At 73.4% G+C, this 16,652-nt stretch carries 36 protein-coding genes; 10 read left to right on the forward strand and 26 right to left on the reverse strand.

Annotated features, from left to right (window positions below; genetic code table 11):
* Nucleotides 1–230: 230 nt before the first annotated feature.
* Genes PSD17_RS28880 through PSD17_RS28890 form a run of 3 tightly spaced genes read right to left on the reverse strand, consistent with a single transcriptional unit; the run spans nucleotide 231 to nucleotide 692 of the window.
* On the reverse strand, nucleotides 231–356 hold the full coding sequence (locus tag PSD17_RS28880; RefSeq protein WP_339125518.1) for a hypothetical protein: 126 nt from the start codon (nucleotides 354–356) through the stop codon (nucleotides 231–233).
* Nucleotides 353–502, reverse strand: coding sequence for a hypothetical protein (locus tag PSD17_RS28885; RefSeq protein ID WP_339125520.1), 150 nt, complete (start codon nucleotides 500–502; stop codon nucleotides 353–355). The genes PSD17_RS28880 and PSD17_RS28885 overlap by 4 nt, the downstream gene beginning before the upstream one ends.
* Nucleotides 503–518: 16 nt before the next feature.
* Nucleotides 519–692, reverse strand: a complete 174-nt coding sequence (locus PSD17_RS28890) for a hypothetical protein (protein WP_339125522.1) — start codon at nucleotides 690–692, stop codon at nucleotides 519–521.
* 688 nt (nucleotides 693–1,380) lie between these two features.
* On the opposite strand from PSD17_RS28890, the gene PSD17_RS28895 reads away from it, so the two are divergent.
* From PSD17_RS28895 to PSD17_RS28905, 3 genes are read left to right on the forward strand one after another with little or no spacing between them, the layout of a single operon-like run.
* Nucleotides 1,381–1,587, forward strand: a complete 207-nt coding sequence (locus tag PSD17_RS28895; protein ID WP_339125524.1) for a hypothetical protein — start codon at nucleotides 1,381–1,383, stop codon at nucleotides 1,585–1,587.
* Nucleotides 1,584–1,865: a hypothetical protein gene (locus PSD17_RS28900; protein WP_339125526.1), complete on the forward strand. Its 282-nt coding sequence runs from the start codon at nucleotides 1,584–1,586 to the stop codon at nucleotides 1,863–1,865. The genes PSD17_RS28895 and PSD17_RS28900 overlap by 4 nt, the downstream gene beginning before the upstream one ends.
* A complete protein-coding gene (locus tag PSD17_RS28905; protein ID WP_339125528.1) occupies nucleotides 1,858–2,187 on the forward strand; it encodes a hypothetical protein in 330 nt (109 codons plus the stop codon). Before PSD17_RS28900 ends, PSD17_RS28905 begins: the two co-directional genes overlap by 8 nt.
* Before the next feature lie 14 nt (nucleotides 2,188–2,201).
* Here the strand turns inward: PSD17_RS28905 and PSD17_RS28910 are convergent, their stop codons facing one another.
* The 4 genes from PSD17_RS28910 to PSD17_RS28925 form a co-directional block, all read right to left on the reverse strand.
* Nucleotides 2,202–2,417 carry a hypothetical protein gene (locus PSD17_RS28910; protein WP_339125530.1) on the reverse strand — a complete coding sequence of 72 codons (216 nt, stop codon included), beginning with the start codon at nucleotides 2,415–2,417 and terminating at the stop codon, nucleotides 2,202–2,204.
* A gap of 73 nt (nucleotides 2,418–2,490) precedes the next feature.
* The gene (locus tag PSD17_RS28915; RefSeq protein ID WP_339125532.1) at nucleotides 2,491–2,901 is read right to left on the reverse strand and encodes a hypothetical protein; all 411 of its coding nucleotides are present in this window, start codon (nucleotides 2,899–2,901) and stop codon (nucleotides 2,491–2,493) included.
* Nucleotides 2,901–3,212, reverse strand: coding sequence for a hypothetical protein (locus PSD17_RS28920; RefSeq protein WP_339125534.1), 312 nt, complete (start codon nucleotides 3,210–3,212; stop codon nucleotides 2,901–2,903). The genes PSD17_RS28915 and PSD17_RS28920 overlap by 1 nt, the downstream gene beginning before the upstream one ends.
* A 19-nt stretch (nucleotides 3,213–3,231) precedes the next feature.
* Entirely contained in the window at nucleotides 3,232–3,477 is a 246-nt protein-coding gene (locus tag PSD17_RS28925) for a hypothetical protein (RefSeq protein WP_339125535.1), read from the reverse strand.
* A gap of 125 nt (nucleotides 3,478–3,602) precedes the next feature.
* On the opposite strand from PSD17_RS28925, the gene PSD17_RS28930 reads away from it, so the two are divergent.
* From PSD17_RS28930 to PSD17_RS28940, 3 genes are all read left to right on the forward strand, one after another.
* Nucleotides 3,603–4,595, forward strand: a complete 993-nt coding sequence (locus PSD17_RS28930; RefSeq protein WP_339125537.1) for a helix-turn-helix transcriptional regulator — start codon at nucleotides 3,603–3,605, stop codon at nucleotides 4,593–4,595.
* A gap of 86 nt (nucleotides 4,596–4,681) precedes the next feature.
* The gene (locus PSD17_RS28935; protein WP_339125539.1) at nucleotides 4,682–5,248 is read left to right on the forward strand and encodes an Ltp family lipoprotein; all 567 of its coding nucleotides are present in this window, start codon (nucleotides 4,682–4,684) and stop codon (nucleotides 5,246–5,248) included.
* Nucleotides 5,249–5,325: 77 nt separating this feature from the next.
* The gene (locus PSD17_RS28940; protein WP_339125541.1) at nucleotides 5,326–5,574 is read left to right on the forward strand and encodes a hypothetical protein; all 249 of its coding nucleotides are present in this window, start codon (nucleotides 5,326–5,328) and stop codon (nucleotides 5,572–5,574) included.
* On the opposite strand, the gene PSD17_RS28945 is transcribed toward PSD17_RS28940, so the two are convergent.
* The gene (locus PSD17_RS28945) at nucleotides 5,563–5,970 is read right to left on the reverse strand and encodes an HNH endonuclease signature motif containing protein (protein WP_339125543.1); all 408 of its coding nucleotides are present in this window, start codon (nucleotides 5,968–5,970) and stop codon (nucleotides 5,563–5,565) included. The two genes, PSD17_RS28940 and PSD17_RS28945, sit on opposite strands and share 12 nt — an antisense overlap.
* Before the next feature lie 323 nt (nucleotides 5,971–6,293).
* Between PSD17_RS28945 and PSD17_RS28950 the strand changes: the two genes are divergently transcribed.
* From PSD17_RS28950 to PSD17_RS28965, 4 genes are read left to right on the forward strand one after another with little or no spacing between them, the layout of a single operon-like run.
* On the forward strand, nucleotides 6,294–6,494 hold the full coding sequence (locus tag PSD17_RS28950; protein WP_339125544.1) for a hypothetical protein: 201 nt from the start codon (nucleotides 6,294–6,296) through the stop codon (nucleotides 6,492–6,494).
* Nucleotides 6,491–6,886 (forward strand): hypothetical protein, encoded by a 396-nt coding sequence (locus PSD17_RS28955; RefSeq protein WP_339125546.1) that lies wholly within the window; start codon nucleotides 6,491–6,493, stop codon nucleotides 6,884–6,886. The genes PSD17_RS28950 and PSD17_RS28955 overlap by 4 nt, the downstream gene beginning before the upstream one ends.
* Nucleotides 6,887–6,906: 20 nt before the next feature.
* Nucleotides 6,907–7,314 (forward strand): hypothetical protein, encoded by a 408-nt coding sequence (locus PSD17_RS28960; RefSeq protein WP_339125547.1) that lies wholly within the window; start codon nucleotides 6,907–6,909, stop codon nucleotides 7,312–7,314.
* Nucleotides 7,311–7,724: a DUF6283 family protein gene (locus PSD17_RS28965; RefSeq protein ID WP_339125548.1), complete on the forward strand. Its 414-nt coding sequence runs from the start codon at nucleotides 7,311–7,313 to the stop codon at nucleotides 7,722–7,724. Before PSD17_RS28960 ends, PSD17_RS28965 begins: the two co-directional genes overlap by 4 nt.
* Nucleotides 7,725–7,951: 227 nt before the next feature.
* On the opposite strand, the gene PSD17_RS28970 is transcribed toward PSD17_RS28965, so the two are convergent.
* From PSD17_RS28970 to PSD17_RS29055, 18 genes are all read right to left on the reverse strand, one after another.
* Complete coding sequence (locus tag PSD17_RS28970) at nucleotides 7,952–8,893, reverse strand: hypothetical protein (protein ID WP_339125550.1); 942 nt, start codon at nucleotides 8,891–8,893, stop codon at nucleotides 7,952–7,954.
* 121 nt (nucleotides 8,894–9,014) lie between these two features.
* Nucleotides 9,015–9,185: a hypothetical protein gene (locus PSD17_RS28975; RefSeq protein ID WP_339125552.1), complete on the reverse strand. Its 171-nt coding sequence runs from the start codon at nucleotides 9,183–9,185 to the stop codon at nucleotides 9,015–9,017.
* A complete protein-coding gene (locus PSD17_RS28980; protein WP_339125554.1) occupies nucleotides 9,182–9,358 on the reverse strand; it encodes a hypothetical protein in 177 nt (58 codons plus the stop codon). The genes PSD17_RS28975 and PSD17_RS28980 overlap by 4 nt, the downstream gene beginning before the upstream one ends.
* A 106-nt stretch (nucleotides 9,359–9,464) precedes the next feature.
* On the reverse strand, nucleotides 9,465–9,827 hold the full coding sequence (locus tag PSD17_RS28985; RefSeq protein ID WP_339125556.1) for a hypothetical protein: 363 nt from the start codon (nucleotides 9,825–9,827) through the stop codon (nucleotides 9,465–9,467).
* A 15-nt stretch (nucleotides 9,828–9,842) separates the two neighbouring features.
* Nucleotides 9,843–10,052, reverse strand: a complete 210-nt coding sequence (locus tag PSD17_RS28990) for a hypothetical protein (RefSeq protein ID WP_339125559.1) — start codon at nucleotides 10,050–10,052, stop codon at nucleotides 9,843–9,845.
* Nucleotides 10,042–10,407, reverse strand: coding sequence for a hypothetical protein (locus PSD17_RS28995; RefSeq protein WP_339125560.1), 366 nt, complete (start codon nucleotides 10,405–10,407; stop codon nucleotides 10,042–10,044). Before PSD17_RS28995 ends, PSD17_RS28990 begins: the two co-directional genes overlap by 11 nt.
* Nucleotides 10,404–10,937 (reverse strand): hypothetical protein, encoded by a 534-nt coding sequence (locus PSD17_RS29000; RefSeq protein WP_339125562.1) that lies wholly within the window; start codon nucleotides 10,935–10,937, stop codon nucleotides 10,404–10,406. Before PSD17_RS29000 ends, PSD17_RS28995 begins: the two co-directional genes overlap by 4 nt.
* Nucleotides 10,934–11,881 (reverse strand): hypothetical protein, encoded by a 948-nt coding sequence (locus PSD17_RS29005; RefSeq protein WP_339125564.1) that lies wholly within the window; start codon nucleotides 11,879–11,881, stop codon nucleotides 10,934–10,936. The genes PSD17_RS29000 and PSD17_RS29005 overlap by 4 nt, the downstream gene beginning before the upstream one ends.
* A 70-nt stretch (nucleotides 11,882–11,951) precedes the next feature.
* Complete coding sequence (locus PSD17_RS29010; protein WP_339125566.1) at nucleotides 11,952–12,836, reverse strand: DUF2303 family protein; 885 nt, start codon at nucleotides 12,834–12,836, stop codon at nucleotides 11,952–11,954.
* Between the two features lie 3 nt (nucleotides 12,837–12,839).
* Nucleotides 12,840–13,181 carry a hypothetical protein gene (locus PSD17_RS29015; RefSeq protein ID WP_339125568.1) on the reverse strand — a complete coding sequence of 114 codons (342 nt, stop codon included), beginning with the start codon at nucleotides 13,179–13,181 and terminating at the stop codon, nucleotides 12,840–12,842.
* Nucleotides 13,174–13,437 (reverse strand): hypothetical protein, encoded by a 264-nt coding sequence (locus PSD17_RS29020; RefSeq protein WP_339125570.1) that lies wholly within the window; start codon nucleotides 13,435–13,437, stop codon nucleotides 13,174–13,176. Before PSD17_RS29020 ends, PSD17_RS29015 begins: the two co-directional genes overlap by 8 nt.
* The gene (locus PSD17_RS29025) at nucleotides 13,434–13,682 is read right to left on the reverse strand and encodes a hypothetical protein (protein WP_339125572.1); all 249 of its coding nucleotides are present in this window, start codon (nucleotides 13,680–13,682) and stop codon (nucleotides 13,434–13,436) included. Before PSD17_RS29025 ends, PSD17_RS29020 begins: the two co-directional genes overlap by 4 nt.
* Nucleotides 13,682–14,173, reverse strand: a complete 492-nt coding sequence (locus tag PSD17_RS29030) for a single-stranded DNA-binding protein (RefSeq protein WP_339125574.1) — start codon at nucleotides 14,171–14,173, stop codon at nucleotides 13,682–13,684. The genes PSD17_RS29025 and PSD17_RS29030 overlap by 1 nt, the downstream gene beginning before the upstream one ends.
* A gap of 14 nt (nucleotides 14,174–14,187) precedes the next feature.
* Nucleotides 14,188–14,526, reverse strand: a complete 339-nt coding sequence (locus PSD17_RS29035; RefSeq protein ID WP_339125576.1) for a hypothetical protein — start codon at nucleotides 14,524–14,526, stop codon at nucleotides 14,188–14,190.
* Complete coding sequence (locus tag PSD17_RS29040; RefSeq protein ID WP_339125578.1) at nucleotides 14,523–15,002, reverse strand: hypothetical protein; 480 nt, start codon at nucleotides 15,000–15,002, stop codon at nucleotides 14,523–14,525. The genes PSD17_RS29035 and PSD17_RS29040 overlap by 4 nt, the downstream gene beginning before the upstream one ends.
* Nucleotides 14,999–15,415 (reverse strand): hypothetical protein, encoded by a 417-nt coding sequence (locus tag PSD17_RS29045; RefSeq protein ID WP_339125580.1) that lies wholly within the window; start codon nucleotides 15,413–15,415, stop codon nucleotides 14,999–15,001. Before PSD17_RS29045 ends, PSD17_RS29040 begins: the two co-directional genes overlap by 4 nt.
* The gene (locus PSD17_RS29050) at nucleotides 15,412–15,774 is read right to left on the reverse strand and encodes a hypothetical protein (protein ID WP_339125582.1); all 363 of its coding nucleotides are present in this window, start codon (nucleotides 15,772–15,774) and stop codon (nucleotides 15,412–15,414) included. The genes PSD17_RS29045 and PSD17_RS29050 overlap by 4 nt, the downstream gene beginning before the upstream one ends.
* On the reverse strand, nucleotides 15,774–16,613 hold the full coding sequence (locus PSD17_RS29055) for an ERF family protein (RefSeq protein ID WP_339125584.1): 840 nt from the start codon (nucleotides 16,611–16,613) through the stop codon (nucleotides 15,774–15,776). Before PSD17_RS29055 ends, PSD17_RS29050 begins: the two co-directional genes overlap by 1 nt.
* Between the last annotated feature and the right edge of the window lie 39 nt (nucleotides 16,614–16,652).

The following is a 16,652-nucleotide window of genomic DNA, read 5'->3' on the forward strand; positions in this document are numbered from 1 at the left end:
TGCTCAGGAGGGCATTCTCGTTCTACGCCACGCTCACCCACCGACCCACACCGGTGGATCAGGGGTGAGGCGCCGACGGCTGACCCGCTGGCGCCGCTACCGCGATAACAGCGCGTGGCACCACGCCGTCGTCGCGAACGGGCCGCTGTGGTGGGTGTGCCGCGACTGCCGCGCGCTCCGCCGGACCTACCGGCGACGCAACCAGCGGACGACCTCGACCAGCAGGCCGATCACCAACGACGGCGCACCCACCGCGCGGCCTTGATCGCCAGCGCGGCGAGCATCCCCACGGCCAGCGCGCACCACACGATGACCGCCGACACCGCCGCGTACCACCACGCCAGCCCCCACGTCACCGACGGGAACGCAACGCGCCCAGCGCACCCGTGATCACGAACAGAACGCACGCGATGACCGCCAGCCACAGGAGGCCCTTGATGGTGAACCCCAGGACGGCCAGGACCACCCACACGATCAACGCGGCAACGATCAGAGCCAGCATCACGACCTCCTCGGGGTCAGCGACGGCGGACGGGCCGAAGGGCCCGCACGAACGCGACAGCCACGAACCCGCCGCACACCAGGTCCACCACCACCGGGACCGGCAACGCCAACAGCGCCAGGCCCACGACGATCGCGGCGAGCTGCCAGCGCGGGTACGACTCCATCCGGTCACGGCCGATCCACGGCACGACGACCTCCTGTCCGGACTCCAGTGCCGAAACCTGGCACGGCGAAAGAATCACCACCTGCGGCGGTGGCCCGCCGTTGTGCGCCAGCGATTTCGACGCCCCTTCCCCTTGGTCGGGGTGCGGCTGGTGGGGGTGGCGGGGTGAGGGGGCCGGGGGTCCTGGGGGAGGTGCCGGTCCCGGCGGCGCGGCCGTGGCGGTTCTCGGTGGTTGGTCGGAGCGTGTGTGTGATCGCTAGTGCTGTGTGCGATCGAGGCGAGGCGATGGTGACCGAGTCTGTGCCTGGTGTTCGGTTGGCGTGTGCGTCGTGGTTGGTGGCGCCGTTGGCTGTGGGTGTGGCTGAGTTGCTGGGTCACCCTGATGTGCGGAGGTACACGCGTCAGGGTGGGCCGGTGTCGTGTCTGTGGTCGTCGACGATTACGGCGTCGCGTGCGTTGGTCGTCGGGCCTGGTCTCGTGGTGCCGATCGGTGAGGATGCGGAGCCGATGGGGATGTTCGCGGCGTTCGAGGTGGACGCGGCGAGTCTGCCGGGGTTGGCGCGGGCGTTGCCCCCGGTCCCCCGTGTTGACCCCCCGCCCCCCTGGTTGCGGCCCCCGGCCCCCCCGGTCGTTGACCCTGGCCCCCCGGTGGTTGACCCCGGCCCCCTGGTCGACGGGGTCCCCCGTCCTGGTGGGCGGCGGCCGTGGCGGCGGTGACCCTCGACGTGGTGTACGTCGAGGACGCGGGGCGCGCGATCGTCGAGGTGTACGTGAGTGGCCGGGTGGTGGCCGAGGTGCCCGCGGTGCGGCGGGCCGATGCGTCACCGGGTGACGCCGACGCTGTGGCCGTCGAGACGGCGGCCGACCTCGTGGGCCGGGTGCTGTACGTGCTCGGGCACCGTGAGGCGTACCCGTCGTGAGGCGCGCGGTCTGGGTCGGCGTGGTCCTCGGTGTCGCCGTGTTGGGCGCGGGGTGCGGCGTGGACCGGGGCCGCATCGTCGGGAAGGGGTACGACCCGGCGGCCACGTACACGACGATCATGACTATCGGCGGGTGCCCGTGTTACCCGGTGGTCGACACCGAACCGGAGTGCTGGCGCCTGGACCTGCGGGACGGCGACGACACGGGGTCGGTGTGTGTGGACCGGCGGGCCTGGGACGCGGCGTACGTCGGCGGGTACTGGGGGGATCGTGGCTGACGACCTGGACGACCCGCACGCCGAGGACGACGGGCCGTGGCCCCGGCTGGAGCCGGTGACGTCGGCGCGGCTGGGGATCGACGTGTACTCGGACCCGCGGGTACCGCGGGGTCAGGTGTGGGCGATGCCCGTGGGTGGCTGGCCGCCCGAGGTGCTGGACATCCGGCCGGGGGCGCGGATCGCGTTCCGGGGCCCGGACGGGTCGACGTGGACGGCCACGGTCACCGATGCGACACCAGACGGGCGCGGCGGGTGGGAGATCACGTGCACCACGGTCGAGGACTGGGAACCGCCACCGCTGTTCTGGGGTGACGGGTCATAGTGCCGGGCGGCGGATCACCCCCCAGACTGTTCGCCCTCCTCGGCGCGGGCGCCTTGCCACGCGGAGAAGTGGGCGGCGGCGTTGGCCCAACAGGACATCAGCGCGACCCACAGGACCGAGTCGGACCACACCAGGAGTGTGGGCACGACCGCGGCGAACCAGGCGACGGTCAGGGCGGCGTGGACCCGGCGCCAGGTCTTGGGGTTGTGGAACGCCTGGCGGATGTCCATCGCGTGTTCTCCCCCGCGGTGGGTGGACGACGTCGAGACGGGCGGGTCCGAGTTGCGCCCGTCTCGACGTCAGTCAGCCCCCGACGCTTGGCCCCCGATCCCCCTTGCCGGACGGTCCGGTGGGGGTGCCGTGCGCCGGGGTGTCTGTGCGCCAGGCGATGGTGCGGCCGTGTGCCTGGCGGTAGTGCTCGATGAGGAGGGCCGAGGGCCCGATGCCGTCGTGGTCGACGAGGGTCACGCCGGGGCAGCAGGCGGGCCACAGTTCGCCGGGCGACAGGATCACCGGGACGCGGTCGGTCTCGTCGGCGTAGCCGGGGGGCGGGACCACGCCGCCGTCGGCGCGGTGCGCCCAGCGGGAGCGGCGTCGGTCGCGGCGGTTCGCGCGGGCCTTGGTGCGGCGCAGCTCCCCGCGCTGCCAGAACAGGACGCGGCGCCAGCCGGTGAACGCGTCCTGTTCATCCCAGCCGCGGACCTGGCGGGCCATCAGGTCCCGACCTTGGTCCCGTCGTCCCACACGAACTCCCCGTCGGCGCCGACGGGGCGATGCATCCGGCACGCCACGCAGTAGGTGGAGCCGTAGAACCCAGGGTCGCGGGCGTAGGTCTCGGCGATCGGGCGCGCCATCGTGGTCGAGGTGCCGCAGACCTCGTGGACGTAGGTGGCGCGGACGGGGCGGATGTACCCGGCGGCGCGGTCCTCGTCGGACAGGACGAGGTACGCGGCGGCCTGGTCGACGGGTTCGCTGTCGGGGCCGTGGGTCAGGCGCGGGTCGTTCGGGTCGGAGGTGAGGGACATCGGGTCTCCCTGGGGTGTGTCACGGCGGGAGTACCTGGCACTCGATCGCCGGGTCTCGTCGGAGCTGGGCGGCGATGTAGCGGTCGTGGCCGCCGAGTAGTTCGAACAGTTGCGGCCGGGTGTGCGGGAGGAGCCGCACGATCACGGGCCGGGTGTCGGCGCGTTGGCCTCGGGCCAGGGCGACGATGTGGGCCGCGTCGAGGGGCCGGGCCGCGGGGGGCGCGGTGATGCGGTCGAGGCCGATCGTCAGGACGAGGCCGGTCATTTGACCGTCCGGTGTGGGGCGGAGCACAGTGCGCATCCGTGTACCACTACACATCGCCATCGGTGATGGAGTAAAGTGGTTTACGCAAGGCCGGAACGACCGGCCCCCGCGCCCAGGAGGACCCCATGACCGCCACCACCACCGCCCCCGTCCGGACCCGCATCGCCGACCTCCTGGCCGACGGCCAGGCCCGCACCGCCCGCGACATCGCCACCGCCATCGAGGCCGGGTACTCGACCGTCGGCAAGACGCTGGCCGTCATGGCCGCCGAGGGCCAGGCCGTCAAGGCCGACGGCGCCTGGACCCTCGTCGCCGACGAGGCCGACACCGCCGACGCCGAGGCCGCCGCCTGGCTGGACGCCCGCCACGCCGAGGCCCAGCCGGTCGCCGAGGCCGCGCCCGCCGACTCGCCCTCGGTCAAGCTGTCGTCGATCTCCACGTTCAACGTCCGGGCCGCCCAGGCGACGGGACTGGTGACCGCCAGCGGCCCGTCGTGGGCGATCCTGCGCGGCACCGTCGCCGAGGTCTTGGCCGCCGCCGAGGCCACCCTGTCGGGCATCCGCGGCCGGGGTGAGCGGCAGGCGATGCACACCGTCATCCGCAAGCTGCGCAACGCCGACCCGCGGTACGTCCGGGTCATCGACGCCCCGAACGCCAACATCGACCGCGACGCCGCCGTCCAGGCCACCGCCGAACTCGCGATGGTCGACGAGGCCGTGGCCGCGCACGTCGCCACGATGCGCCGGGCCGCCGCCGCCGAGGGGCGCGCGATGGGCACCACCGGCCAGTACCGCAGCGACAACACGCTGGGCCGCGACCTGTGGGTCTACGTCGCCCGCGACGAGTACGCCGCGATCCTCGACGGGCCCGACGCCGAGGCCGCGCCGGTCAAGGCCCCGCGCCCGACCAAACTGCCGCTGAAGGGGCGCGGCGACCTGCGGGCCGACGTGCTGGCCTGGCTGACCGAGAACCCCGGCACCGAGATCACCCCGGCCAAGTTGGCGCGGATCATGGGCGGCCGGTCCTCGGGCGCGATCTTGAAGGGGCTCAACCGGTTGGTCGCCGACGGGCACGCCGTCCAGACCTCGGCCGCCCCGCGCACCTACCGCCTGGCGTGATCCGAACCGGCCGTCTGGTGTTCGGGACGCCCCGAACACCGGGCCGCCGGTTCGGCGACACCACCACTCACCCGAGGGGAACCACCATGAACGTCACGCCCAACACCACGCCCACCCCTGACCCGTGGCCGTCGGCCCTGTCCGGTCGCCCGGCCAAGACGCGCAAGGCCCGGCGCTGGCCGTGGGCCGTCGCCGCCGTGGTCGTGGGTATCGCGATCGGCGCGGCTGGCTGCGGGACCGCCACCACGACGCCCGCGCCGACGACGGTCGCCCAGGCGCCCGCCGCCCCGGCCGTCCCGGCCGTCCCGGCCGCCACCACCGTGCCCGCGGTCGAGGTGCCCGCGGCGCCCGCGACCCCGGCCATGACGACGTCCCAGGCCAACGCGGTCCGGCAGGCCGAGAGCTACCTGGCGTACACCGCGTTCTCCCGGTCCGGGCTGATCAAGCAGCTCCAGTTCGAGGGGTTCAGCAAGGCTGACGCGACGTACGCGGTCGACCACGTCACCGTGGACTGGACCGAACAGGCCGACAAGAAGGCACGCGAGTACATGGATTACTCGGCGTTCTCCCGGTCCGGACTGATCAAGCAGCTCCAGTTCGAGGGGTTCACCGCGGAGCAGGCCGCGCACGGCGCGACGTCCGTGGGCCTGTAACCATCCGCCACCCCACAATGGCCCGGCCGTCCACGGTCGGGCCGTTGGCGCTCCCACAGAACGAGAGGGACCCCCCGATGACCGAGAACACCGAGGACGCCGCACGGACCGCGCGACGGGCCGCCCTCGTCGACATGCTGACCGCGCTGGGCCACACGCGCCAGGAGGCGATGCAGACCGCCGCGGAGGCCAGCGTCGCGATGCGCCCGCTGGTCCGTGAGGCCGTCAGCCTCGGCCTGATGCCGACCCAGTTGGAGCGGATCACCGGGGTTACCCGGCGGGCGCTGTACGACTGGCTGGCCGAGGACGACCGGTCACCAGAGTGAGTCGGGGTACGCCTCGGGCGTCTTGCGGGCCCGGCGGGCGTCGATGGACTCCTGGGTGGTCTTGGCGTGGTGGCAGTCGACGCACAGGCTCTGCACGTTGCCGGGGTCGAACCGGGCGGCCTCTCGGGCGGGTCCGGCGGCGAACGTGCCCAGCGACCGGATGTGGTCGACGTGGTTGGCGACTCGGCCGCATCGGTGGCCGTAGCCGACGCACAGCGGGTGCTCGGCGAGCCAGGCGGCGCGGAACCGGCGCCAGGCGCGGGTCGATCCGCCCTTCCATGATTCGGGCTTGCGGACCCAGGCGCGGGGGCCGGTGTCGTCGGGGCGGCACTTGGTGCACCGGCCGGATACGGCGTCGCCGCACCGCGGGCACACCCGCGGGGGTCGGGTCGGCACGGCATCCTCCGGATGATGTTGTGTGGCGCGATGTGGCACCAGACGGCGGGTCTGTGTTGTCACGTAGCGCGACGGGAGTAAATTGCTTCACTCGGCCACGCTCGGTGGCCGAGTGATCACAGGGGGGTGGGCCGCGTGAACCGCATGTGGTCCGACCAGCCGACGAGAACAGACCTGCCGTCCGTCGCTGACGACGTGCGCCGGATGCGGGTCGCGATCACCAGGAGGTGGCCCAGAGTGGCCAAGTTGTTCGGCGTCGCCGCGACAGCGGCCCGCCCGTACGCCCTCGGCGTCGAGGACGCCCAGACGGAGGAGGTGACCGCGTGAGTCAGTGGGTGAACCTGGCGCTGGTGTGCGACGCCGACGACTGCGGCGCCGAGTTTCCCGGCCGGGTCGGCGAACGCCTGGCCGCGACCCGGCGGCGCGCGGCCGACCTCGGCTGGGGTAGCGGCCCGCACAACGACGACCGCTGTCCGGTCCACGCCGTCGTCGAGGCGCCGCGCCGTCTGGCGGTGATCCGGTGACCCCGCCGACCTGGCACCGCGGCGCGACCGCGCGGGAGCACGTGCGGACGATCGTGCGGATGTACGAGGCGCTGCCCGACGCGACCGAGGTAGCGCTACCGCTCGGCGTGATCCGGGCCGCCCTCGTGGGCGACTGGGACCGGCGCGACCCCGACGCGGCCCAGGTGGCCGACGAGGCGCCCGCGCGCGTCGACGGCGGCCTGGCGGCCGGGACGGTGGCACGGTGCGGGGTGTGCTCGACGCGGATCACGTGGGTGCCGTTCGACGAGGCCGGGCGGCACTGGAACGACGGCGCCGCGGGCCGGTGGGTCGACGCCTACGGCCAGGGCATCGCGAACCCGGCTGGCCTCGACAGCCACCACCACGCCCCGGTCGAGGCGGTCACCCCGTGACGGCGACGTACCACGTCACCGTGACCCATGAGAACGATCTCTGGGTGGCGGTCGTCGACGGGCTACCCGCGGGGATGAACAGCGCGACCGACGTCGAGCGGTTCGCCGACCTCGACGCCGAGGTGCGCGACCTGATCGCGGGGCTCCTCGACGTCGGGCGCCACTCGTTCGACGTCGACTGGCGGTTCGCGGACGGGGCGCGGGTGTCGGCGGGTCAGATGCGGGCGCTGCGACGTCTGTCGGCCACGCTGTCGAGGTGGCGCTGTCCGGCGTGCCTGTCCGACGTCCGCCATCCCTCGGTCGGCCCTGGGGGCGTTGAGTGCCCGCTGTGCGCGCACGTCGACGGGCGCCGCGCGGTGCGGTTCACCCGGCGGCCGACGCGGGCCGGGTACACCTGGACCGCCAGCCTCGACGAGGCCGACCGGTGAAGGGCCGGGTGACCAAGGTCCGGGCCGCCGGGCCTGATCATCAGGTCGTGCGGGTCGAGGGCGGCACCGGGGCCTACCGGCGCCAGCCGTGCGGCGGATGCCCGTGGCGGGTCGACCAGACCGGCCAGTTCCCGGCCGAGGCGTTCGGGCACAGCGCGAACACCGCGTACGACATGGCCCAGGAGACTTTCGCGTGCCACGAGTCCGGCGCCGAACACCCGGCCACGTGCGCCGGGTTCCTGCTGCGCGGGGCCGATCACAACCTGTCGGTGCGGAGGCGGCTGGCGGCGGGGCGGATCGACCTCGACCGGGTCCACGACGGCGGGCACGAACTCCACGAGGACTACCGGGCGATGGCCGTGGCGAACGGCCTCGACCCGGACGACCCGCGTCTGGGGCCGTGCCGCTGATCGTCGGGGGAAACCCGAACGGCCCCAGCGCGTTCGAGGGGAGCGCTGGGGCCGTTCCTGCGTTTGGAGCCGCGCGCCCGGCTTGCACGGGCAGACCGGATCGGACCCGGTGACGCGGCATGTGTGACAGGCGATCGGCTCCGGCATCGGCCCGGCGGGTGGGCCGCTCGGTCATCCGATCACTCGTGATCTTGGGTCACGGGTGCCTGTCTACATCAGGGACGGTTTCACGCTCCCGCGGCGGAGGTCAACTTGGCGCGCGGGCCGCCAACCGGACGGGTGATCGACGAGGCCGCCAGGTCCAGGACGTCGCCGATCCGGTACAGCGGATAGCCCTGGGCGGTCCGGCCACGCTCGGGCAACCGGTTGCGGTGGTGCCAGGTCGTGATCGTTCGGCGGTTGATCGGCTGGCCGTACAGCTCCCCCACCCCGGCGCTGATCTCGGCCGCGGTCGCCAGGTGCTCCCGGACGCCGTCGAGGAGCCAGGCGCGGCGTTCGGCCATCAGGTAGCGGGCGCCGCACGCCCGACACACCACGTGGTCGGCGCCGGGGAACGCGTACAGGTCGGCGTCGCACCGGGCGCCGTCGGGCAGCTCGACGTCGCACGGCCCGGCGTACGTGCGGTCGGCCGGTCGGTCGATCGCCCGTCGGGCGGTGCGCACCGCGTACCCGACCTCGTCCGCCAGGACCCCGGCGAACGTCAGGTGACGGGCGGCCTCCAACCGGTCGGCCAGCCACGACGCCAGCGCGGGCGCGTGCGGGTCGGTCGGGATGTCGGGGTCGCCGGTGTGCTCGGCGACGTCGCGGGCCCACCCGGCCAGGGTCATGTGCAGCACGTCGGCGACCTCGACGGCGGCGGGCCGGTACCCCAACGGGATGTTCTGGCCGCCGCGGGGCGCGCGGGACCCGATGCGGTCGAGCTTGGCCCGCCAGGTGTCCAGTTCGCCGGACAGGCCCGCGACCTCGGCCAGGTCGTCGCGTAGCGCGGTGGTGCACCCGCGGCACAGTGCGCCGTCGGCGACGGGCCGGTGGCAGCCGGGGCAGGTCGTCGCGGCCGTGTGCTGGCGGACGTGGTCGGCGCCGCATCCGGCCGGGTACTCGGGGTCGCACGGCGCGGACGGGCCTCGGCCGTGACAGGTGCAGGAACAGGTGAGGGCGTAGCGATCCACGGCGGGGCCTCCACGAGGTCGGGGTACTCTGCGGCCGACCCGCGATCGACGTTGGTCCCGCTGTGCTGACGGTGATCGCCCCCGGCCGGGGCAGGCACTCCGACCGGGGGCGTCGCTGTTGCTACGGGTCGATGTTGTCCGGTCGCCACGCCAGTTCGACGAGGGTCCGCAACCACCGTTCCCGTTCGGCCCGAGGCATCGCGGCCAGGAGGTTCGCCGCCATGTTCAGCGGGACCTCCTCGTCGGCCGCCAGCCGCCGGTCGATCTCGTCGACCAGTTCTCGGGGGTTCACCGGCGGTCGGGTCGGGTGACTCTGTGGCGGCGTCCCAGGCGTCGGTCCACGCCGTCGGCCAGGTCGTCGCGGATCACGCCGCGCATGGTCGACACGATGAACACGTTCACGAACAGCCACGACAGCAACACGGCCGCGACAACGGCGGCGATCAGCCATCCCCACCAGGGCATCGGGGTCTCCTCTCGGGTCAGCGGAACAGGGCCCACCACAGGACGGCGGCGACCAGCGCGACGTCGACGAGGACGACCACGAGGCACGACCGCAATCCCTGGGGGCTCATCCGCGCAGGTCGGTCGGGGCGTAGCCGGTCTTCTCAGCGGCCTTGCCGTCGAGGTTGTCGAGGCTGGCCCACGGGTGTGCGGCGCCCTCCTCGTCGGCGGCCTCCGCCGCGCGCATGTCCTCGTCCACGACGGGGCCAGCCTCGTCGTCGAGGTACCCGCGGTCGAGGTAGTCGGCGGCGGCGATCAGGTCGTAGGTCGAGGACCCGTCGGCCAGCGCCTTGCGGGCCAGCGTCAGGCACACGGCCCGGCGCTGGACGTCGTCGAACCCCTCGGGCCGAGGACTGAACAGCGGGGGCAGCGGGGTCGCCAACACCTTGCGCGCCAACGTGTGGACGGTGTCGCTGATGTAGTCGGACATGGGGTCTCCGTTCGGTCAGGCCGCCGGGTCGGCGGTCCGGCGGGCGAGCTTCAGCAGGGCCGAGGACGTGGCGACGGCCGCGCGGTCGAGGCCGAGGGCGTCGAGGAGGAGCCGGGCGTCCTCGACGTCGCGGGCGAACGAGGCGACGACGACCGCGGCGCGCGGGTCCGGGTCGTCGGGACCGTGCTGGGTCTGGGCGTAGGCGGCGGTCAGGTCATGGGGCACAGCGGGTCTCCTCGGGGTCGGACAGGATCGGGACGCGCTGGGTCGACACCCACCAGTGCCGGGGCATCGCGCCGGGCGTCGACTCGAACGGGTAGGCCAGGTGGCGACCGATGACCCGCCGGTACCGCGACCACGGGACGGCACCGTCCCCGGCGACGCGCACCCGGTACTGGGTGCGGTCGCACCCCAGCGTGTTCGAGGTGAGGCCCAGCGGGCCGCGCATCGGGACGTCCAGGTCGGTCAGCCACACCAGCGGGTACGGCAGCCAGGGGTGCCGGTTGGGGAGCAGGCACCGGGTTGCGGCGATGCCGGGCGCGCCGTGGTCGCCGCACGTGTAGTGCCACAGGTCGATCACGCCGCCGCCAGCCAGTCGATGGCGGTTAACGCCTGGGCCTGAACCGCCGTCGGCGTCCACGGGAGCGTCCCGGCGTGGTGCAGGCCCATCGAGGCCAACACCAGCGCGTCGGCCTCGTCGCTGTTGGCCAGGTCGACCGCGGGCCACCGGCGGCCGATCGCCTGGCCCACGGCGAACTTGTCGGCGTTGCCCTTGCCGGTCGCCCACTTCTTCAGGACCGCCGGGACGACGACGGCCACGGGGACGTCGAGGGCCGACAACTCGTCGACGATCAGCCACCACAGGCCAGCCAGGTCCCGCGTCGCCGACCCGCGGGACCCGAACGACAGGCCCTCGATCAGGACCAGGTCGGCGCGGGCGGCGACCTCCATCACCGCGCCGACCTGGTGGCGGAGCCGGGCGAGCTTGCGACTGGTGCCCGCCTTGCCGTCGGACTTGGTCGCCGAGGTGTGCGGTTGGGGGACGCCGTCCGGGCCGATCCAGGCCATGCCGGTCGACGTCAGGGACGTGTCGATGCCGAGGACGTTCACGCCGTCCCCCGCTTTCGGGCCTGAGAGGCCCTGTACGCCTCTCGGGCGGCCTGGCGGCCACTGGCGGACGCGATGGGGCCGTCAGCGCGTCTGGCGGCCAACTGGGCGTCAATGCGCCCCCGTCTGGCGTCTTCGGCCCGCTGCCGTTCGGCGGCCTCGGCGGCGCGGTTGCGGGCGAGCCGGACCGACCGGCACCCGACGCACGCCGGACCGGGGTCGTCGACGGGCAGGTCTCGATGCCGTCGGCATCGGGGGGGCGCCGCGTCAGCGGCGGGGGCCGCGCCGCTGTCGGCGTGAGCCGTCACGCCGTCGCGCGCGCCCCCTCCCCCATACCCATACCCATACCCCATACCCCATACCGGGCGTGAGTCCTCACTGAGTGCTCCGTGAGTGCTCACTGAGTCCTCACTGAATTGACCGTGGATCACGTTGTTTCCGCAGGTCGCAACGTGTGCAGTGAGGGCTCCGTGAGTGCTCACTGAGTGCTCAGGGACACCGCTGTGTGGCACGGGTTCTGTCGGCGTGACAGGGGCGTGGCGGGCGGCACGACGGGTGTGGGGCCGTGTGGCGGCGGGTGGCGGTTCTGGGTCGTCGTCGTCGGTCTCGCCGGGGGGTGGTGGGAGGGTGGTCTTGGACCGGCGGTTGACGTGTTGGTGTTCGCGGAAGTTGGTCACGGCGATGAGGGGGCCGACGTCGGACTGGTAGCGGGTGATGCGGCCGAGGCGGGCCAGTTCGGTCAGGTCGGCCTCGACGTCGGCCACGGTCACGTCGTCGTCGAGGGGCCAGACGGCGGCCTTGATCAGCTTGGCGTTATCCCGGCAGCGGCCGTTGTCGTCGGCGTGGGTCCAGAGGCCGACGAACGTCAGGCGGGTCCGGTGGGGCTGGATCGCGGCGATGGCCTCGGACGTGAAGAAGTCGGGTTTGACCTGACGGATGCGGGCCATGGGTGTCACCTCCTCTCGGTGGTGGGGGCCGTCCGGCCGGGGGCGGTTGGGTCCGCCCCCGGCCGGTGGGTCACATGCGGCGGTCGGCGTTGCGGTCGCGGTGGAGCTGGCCGGGTGCGGCGCCGAGGTGGGCGTCGGCGGAGACGCCGTCGATGACGGTGGCGCGGATGCGGTCGAACGCCTCCCGCTCGGCCAGGTCGGGGCGGTGGAGGACGTAGCCGATGCGCAACCGGCCGTCGGCGATGCGGTAGCGGAGCCGGGCGGTGATCTCGACGGGGGCGACGCCGAGGAACGGGGCGACGCTGATGGTGAACGTCTCGGGGACTTCGAGGTGGCCGCGTGCTCCGGCGCTGGCCGAGGTGGTGTCGCTGTAGCGGAGCTGGACGTCGCCGGACTGGAGGCGGGTTCCGCGTTCGAACGCGCTGTTGCGGTGGGCCTGGAACGTGGTCGCGACTTCCAGCATGGTCGCGGCGTCGGGGTTGACGACGGCGGCGTAGTGGTCTTCGAGGTGTTCGGCGAACTCCTCCTGGGTGCCGAGGTGCCCGGACCGGTTGACCCATGCCTGCCATTCGGGGTCGCGGCGGACGTCGAGGGTGGCGCGGTGTCGGCGCCACCCGGCGGTCTGGGCGTCGGTGTGGTCGTCGAACACCGCCGTGATGCGGGCGGCCTCGGGGTCGGCCCACAGCGTCGTTGACGCCGACGCCAGCCGGTTGACGTAGGAGACGAAGTCGGCTGGGTCCCACAGGGTCGCGTCGCCGCGGGGTGCGCGGGGCGCGGCCAGCGTGTGTTCCAGGTTGACGACCTCGACGCGTTCGCCCTCGTCGAGGACGCGGGCGAACAGGCCGCCCTCGATGTCCTCGAACGGGATGGCGGCGGCGCGTTCGGCGTCGCGGGCCAGCCGCTCGACGGTGCGCGCCGGGAAGTCGTCGACGGTCTCGGTGGTCTTGGTGGGCACGGGTCAGCGCTCCTGGGGGATGAGGCCGTCGATGGTCATCTGGCGGGGGTCGGACCGGACGAGGCGGTACGCCTCGTCGGCGAAGAAGATCGACGCGGGCCGGTCGAGGGTGGGTGTCTTGACCTTGATGTCGTCCTGGACTAGGACGGCGTGCTCCGCGTTGGCCTGGGGCTTGATCGACAGGGTGTAGGTGATCGATCCGCCCTTGCCGGTGTCCTCGACGGCCTGGACGAGGTCGCGGAGCTTCTCGGACAGTTCGCGTTCGGATCGGCCGCGGGCGTGCTGGACGAGGAACGCGGCGAACGACTGGGGGTCGTCGGTCTGGGGTTCGGTGGCGTCAGCCACGGGTGTCCTCCTCGGTTGGTTGATCGGGGTGGGTGGGCGTGAACTCGTGGCACTCGACGCCCAGCGGGTTCGACGCGGTCTTGGGGACGGGGTACAGGCGGCCGTCGGTGGCCCAGCCGCAATCGATGAGGACGCCGTACACGAACGGGTCGCAGCCGCCGCCCTCGTCGTGGTCGTGGGTGCACCGGTCGCAGCGGCCGGATCGCCACCAGTCGACCTCCGTGCCGTTCGCGAACGGCGTGGGCGGCCGGGTCACGAGGGGCACCCGCGCTTCCCGTTGCTGTGCACCCACTGGGCCGACCCGAACCGCATGTGGGCGGGCGCGCCGCAGCGGGGGCACCGGCCCCGCCGGATCGCGTTCAACGCCGCCGCCTGGGCGGTGAGGCGGGCGGCCAGTTCCGCGGCCGAGGCGCGGGGGTGCTCGCGGGCCCACTGGGTGGCGTACTCGGCCACGCCGTTGAACGCGTCCCGGTAGGCCCCGGCGGCGCCGACGGCGCCCATCAGAACGGGGGTTCGTCGTCGGGCCGGTACTCACCGGCGGGCGGCGCGGACCCCCACGGGTCGTCGCTGGACGAGGCGCCCCAGCCACCGGCCGAGGCCCCGCCGCCGAACCCGCCACCGCCGCCGCGGGTGGTCTTCTCGACGGTGGCGGTCGCGTACCTCAGGGACACGGCGACCTCGTCGGCCTCCAACTCGACGACGGTGCGCTTCTCCCCCTCGCGGGTCTCGAACGACCGCTGGCGCAATCGGCCGGTGACGACCACCCTCATGCCGCGCTTGCACGACTCGGCGACGTTCTCCGCGGCCTGGCGCCAGATGTTGCAGCGCATGAACAGGGCGTCGAGGTCGCGCCACTCGCCGGACTGGCGGTCGTACTGGCGGGGCGTCGAGGCCACGGTGAAGTTGGCGACCGCGGCGCCCGAGGGCGTGAACCGTAGTTCGGGGTCGGCGGTGAGGTTGCCGACGATCGTTACCAGGGTCTCCCCGGCCATGTGGAGTCTCTCCTCTACCAATGGTGTGTGTGGGCGACGTCGAGGCGGTCGACGTCGCCGCTGTCGTGGAGCAGGGACCAGCCGTGCCGGGCCAGCCAGACCCGCGCCCGGCGCGGGTCCTCGTGGGGTTCGAGGTGCCAGCCGCGTTCGAGCGCCGAGACGGGCCACAGGCCGATCCAGTCGTGGCACGGGCGGCACACGTGCAGGCCGTTCGAGGGCGCCCAGGTGCCGCCCTGGGACCGGTTGAGGCGGTGGTGCCAGTCGTGGGCCTGTTGGAGGTCGCACGTCTCGCACCAGCCGCCGGACCGGCGGGCGACGACCCGTTTCCCGCGGGCCTCGGTCCAGGTCCTCACGGCAGGCCACCCAGGACCGTCATCGAGGCCACCGGGACGTCGATCACCGGTTCCACGTCCGAACGGGACTTGACGGGGCGGCGGGTGCCGCCGATCCGGACGGCCCCGGCAGCGACGTCGGCCAGGGTGATCCAGCGGATGGCGTCGGTGAACCGGACGACGAACAGGGCGGGGACGCCCATCCCGGCGGCGGCCAGGTGCAGCGCCAGCCACTTGCGGACGTTGAGGAACACCGTCGGGTACTGGCCGCTGGGGTGGGTGCGGGATTTCAGTTCGAGGACGCCGACGGGGCGGCCGTCGCGGGTGGCGAACCAGTCGACGGCGGCCAGAGTGCCGAACCGGTGGAGGCGGCACCGCCAGGCGCGTTCGACGAGGGCCGCGACCTGGTCCTCATTGCGGGTGTCCTCGGCGGTGGCGAACATCGGCGTTCCGTCGAGGTGGGTCGCCGAGGTGCGGGCGTAGTAGTCGCCGGTCATGGGTTCGGCCCGAACGACACGGCCCACTCGGCGCGGGCGGCGGCGCCGAGGGACTGGCCCACCCTGATCTGCTCTTTGATCGTGTCGGCGGCCTCCTTCGCGGACCGCATCAGTTCGTGGGTGATCTCCATGTGGAGCTTCAGGTCGGCGGTCGCGACGACGGCCTCGGCCTTGCGCCGGTCGGCCGAGGACTGGCCGGACGAGAGGATGGCGCGGGAGTACGCGACCTCGTACGCCTGTTTCGCGTCGATCCAGTCGCGGGCGTACCGCTCGGCGTCGGCCCGGACCCGGTCCAGTTCCATCGACAGGTCGACGAGGTGGAACACGATGGAGTTGGGGGTCGGCTGGCGCCACCCCTCGGGCGGTTCCGGGAGGGCGTGGGCGATGGCCCCGCCGACCGGTTCGAGGCTCACGACACGTCACCCCGGCGGGCCTCGACGAACGGGTTCGGCGTGCCGCGCCGGGACGACTCCCAGGCGGCGACGTCCAGTTCGCCGGGGGTGACGAGGCGCCAGGACTGGCCGATCCACTGGTAGTACGCGCCGCTGGCGGCCTCGTACCGGATGGTGCCGACGCGGCGGGCGGCGTCCTCGGCGGCGATCCGCGCGAACGCCTCGTGGGCCTGCTCGACGGCGTCCTGGGTGCCCTCCACGAGGGCGTCACGGATCGCGGTGGGGAGGCGGTACCAGCACGCGGAGCAGGCGAACAGGTCGGCGGAGACGTCGGCCCGGCCGCATCCGCCGGGGCATCGGTGGGTGGGTTCCCCGGCCATCAGTCCCCCTCGGCGGGCGGGGCCTCGTCCGGCGGGGGCACATCGCCGTCGGGCGGGGTCAGGCGGATGTCGGCCAGGTCGGCGTCCGGTAGGGCGAGGAGCTTCTTCCGGTACTCCTCGGTGTCGCGCATCGCGGCGCGGGCCAGGGCGCGGCCGGTCTCCCGCTGGTACCGCTCGGCGACCTTGGTCCGGTCCCATCCCTTGTCGGCGCACGTGCGGGCCAGTAGTTCGAGGGCGGCCTCCGCGGACCGGCTGGTCGGCTGGCCCTCGTCGGCCTGGGCCGTGGCCGCCTGGGCGGCGCGGGTGCGGTCCTGGCGGGCCTGGGGTGCGGGGCGTTCGGTGGTGCGCTGGCTGGCGGCCTGGGCGTCGTCGTCGTCCTGTCCGGGCGCGATCCCGGTCACCGCGCACAGCGTGTAGCGGCGGGCGTAGGTGAGGGCGGACCCGAGGACCTGCGGGGTGGACCGCGGGTCCGGCAGCGGCCACATGCCCGCCTTGCGGTCGCCCGAGGTGTGGGCCAGTTCGTAGGCCAGGACGAACCGGCCGTCGTCGTCGATGGTCGGGGTCGTGGACCAGGCCAGGCCGTGGCGGCCCAGGAGGGGCAGCACCACGGGGCTGATCTCGGACAGGTCGGCGTACCGGTAGGTGTATGACCCCTTGTCGGACTTGACCTGTGCGGTGTTGTCCTTCCCGACGCGGGGCAGCTCGCGGTGGAACCCGGCCAGGGCCGCGACCAGCGACGGGTGCGTCACCTCGGCGCCGTCGGCGTACGGGTTCTCGGCGGGCGCGGTCTCGTCGGGCGCGGCCTCGGTGGTGGGTGTGGCCTTGGCCTTGGTCGTCACGGGGTCCTCCGCGGTCGGATCACGTACGGGATGGGGGCC

The sequence above is a fragment of the Pseudonocardia sp. D17 genome (assembly GCF_036984265.1).
Taxonomy (GTDB): Bacteria; Actinomycetota; Actinomycetes; order Mycobacteriales; family Pseudonocardiaceae; genus Pseudonocardia; species Pseudonocardia benzenivorans.

What these genes read in the sequence shown, in the direction of transcription:
- PSD17_RS28940 (WP_339125541.1), top strand. Translation starts at nt 5,326, where the DNA reads ATGACCGAGAACACCGAGGACGCCGCACGGACCGCGCGACGGGCCGCC.
- PSD17_RS28930 (WP_339125537.1), top strand. Translation starts at nt 3,603, where the DNA reads ATGACCGCCACCACCACCGCCCCCGTCCGGACCCGCATCGCCGACCTC.
- PSD17_RS29030 (WP_339125574.1), bottom strand. Translation starts at nt 14,173, where the DNA reads ATGGCCGGGGAGACCCTGGTAACGATCGTCGGCAACCTCACCGCCGAC.
- PSD17_RS28935 (WP_339125539.1), top strand. Translation starts at nt 4,682, where the DNA reads ATGAACGTCACGCCCAACACCACGCCCACCCCTGACCCGTGGCCGTCG.
- PSD17_RS29040 (WP_339125578.1), bottom strand. Translation starts at nt 15,002, where the DNA reads ATGACCGGCGACTACTACGCCCGCACCTCGGCGACCCACCTCGACGGA.
- PSD17_RS28885 (WP_339125520.1), bottom strand. Translation starts at nt 502, where the DNA reads ATGCTGGCTCTGATCGTTGCCGCGTTGATCGTGTGGGTGGTCCTGGCC.
- PSD17_RS28910 (WP_339125530.1), bottom strand. Translation starts at nt 2,417, where the DNA reads ATGGACATCCGCCAGGCGTTCCACAACCCCAAGACCTGGCGCCGGGTC.
- PSD17_RS28915 (WP_339125532.1), bottom strand. Translation starts at nt 2,901, where the DNA reads ATGGCCCGCCAGGTCCGCGGCTGGGATGAACAGGACGCGTTCACCGGC.
- PSD17_RS28925 (WP_339125535.1), bottom strand. Translation starts at nt 3,477, where the DNA reads ATGACCGGCCTCGTCCTGACGATCGGCCTCGACCGCATCACCGCGCCC.
- PSD17_RS29025 (WP_339125572.1), bottom strand. Translation starts at nt 13,682, where the DNA reads ATGGGCGCCGTCGGCGCCGCCGGGGCCTACCGGGACGCGTTCAACGGC.
- PSD17_RS29050 (WP_339125582.1), bottom strand. Translation starts at nt 15,774, where the DNA reads ATGGCCGGGGAACCCACCCACCGATGCCCCGGCGGATGCGGCCGGGCC.
- PSD17_RS28980 (WP_339125554.1), bottom strand. Translation starts at nt 9,358, where the DNA reads ATGCCCTGGTGGGGATGGCTGATCGCCGCCGTTGTCGCGGCCGTGTTG.
- PSD17_RS28985 (WP_339125556.1), bottom strand. Translation starts at nt 9,827, where the DNA reads ATGTCCGACTACATCAGCGACACCGTCCACACGTTGGCGCGCAAGGTG.
- PSD17_RS29005 (WP_339125564.1), bottom strand. Translation starts at nt 11,881, where the DNA reads ATGGCCCGCATCCGTCAGGTCAAACCCGACTTCTTCACGTCCGAGGCC.
- PSD17_RS28920 (WP_339125534.1), bottom strand. Translation starts at nt 3,212, where the DNA reads ATGTCCCTCACCTCCGACCCGAACGACCCGCGCCTGACCCACGGCCCC.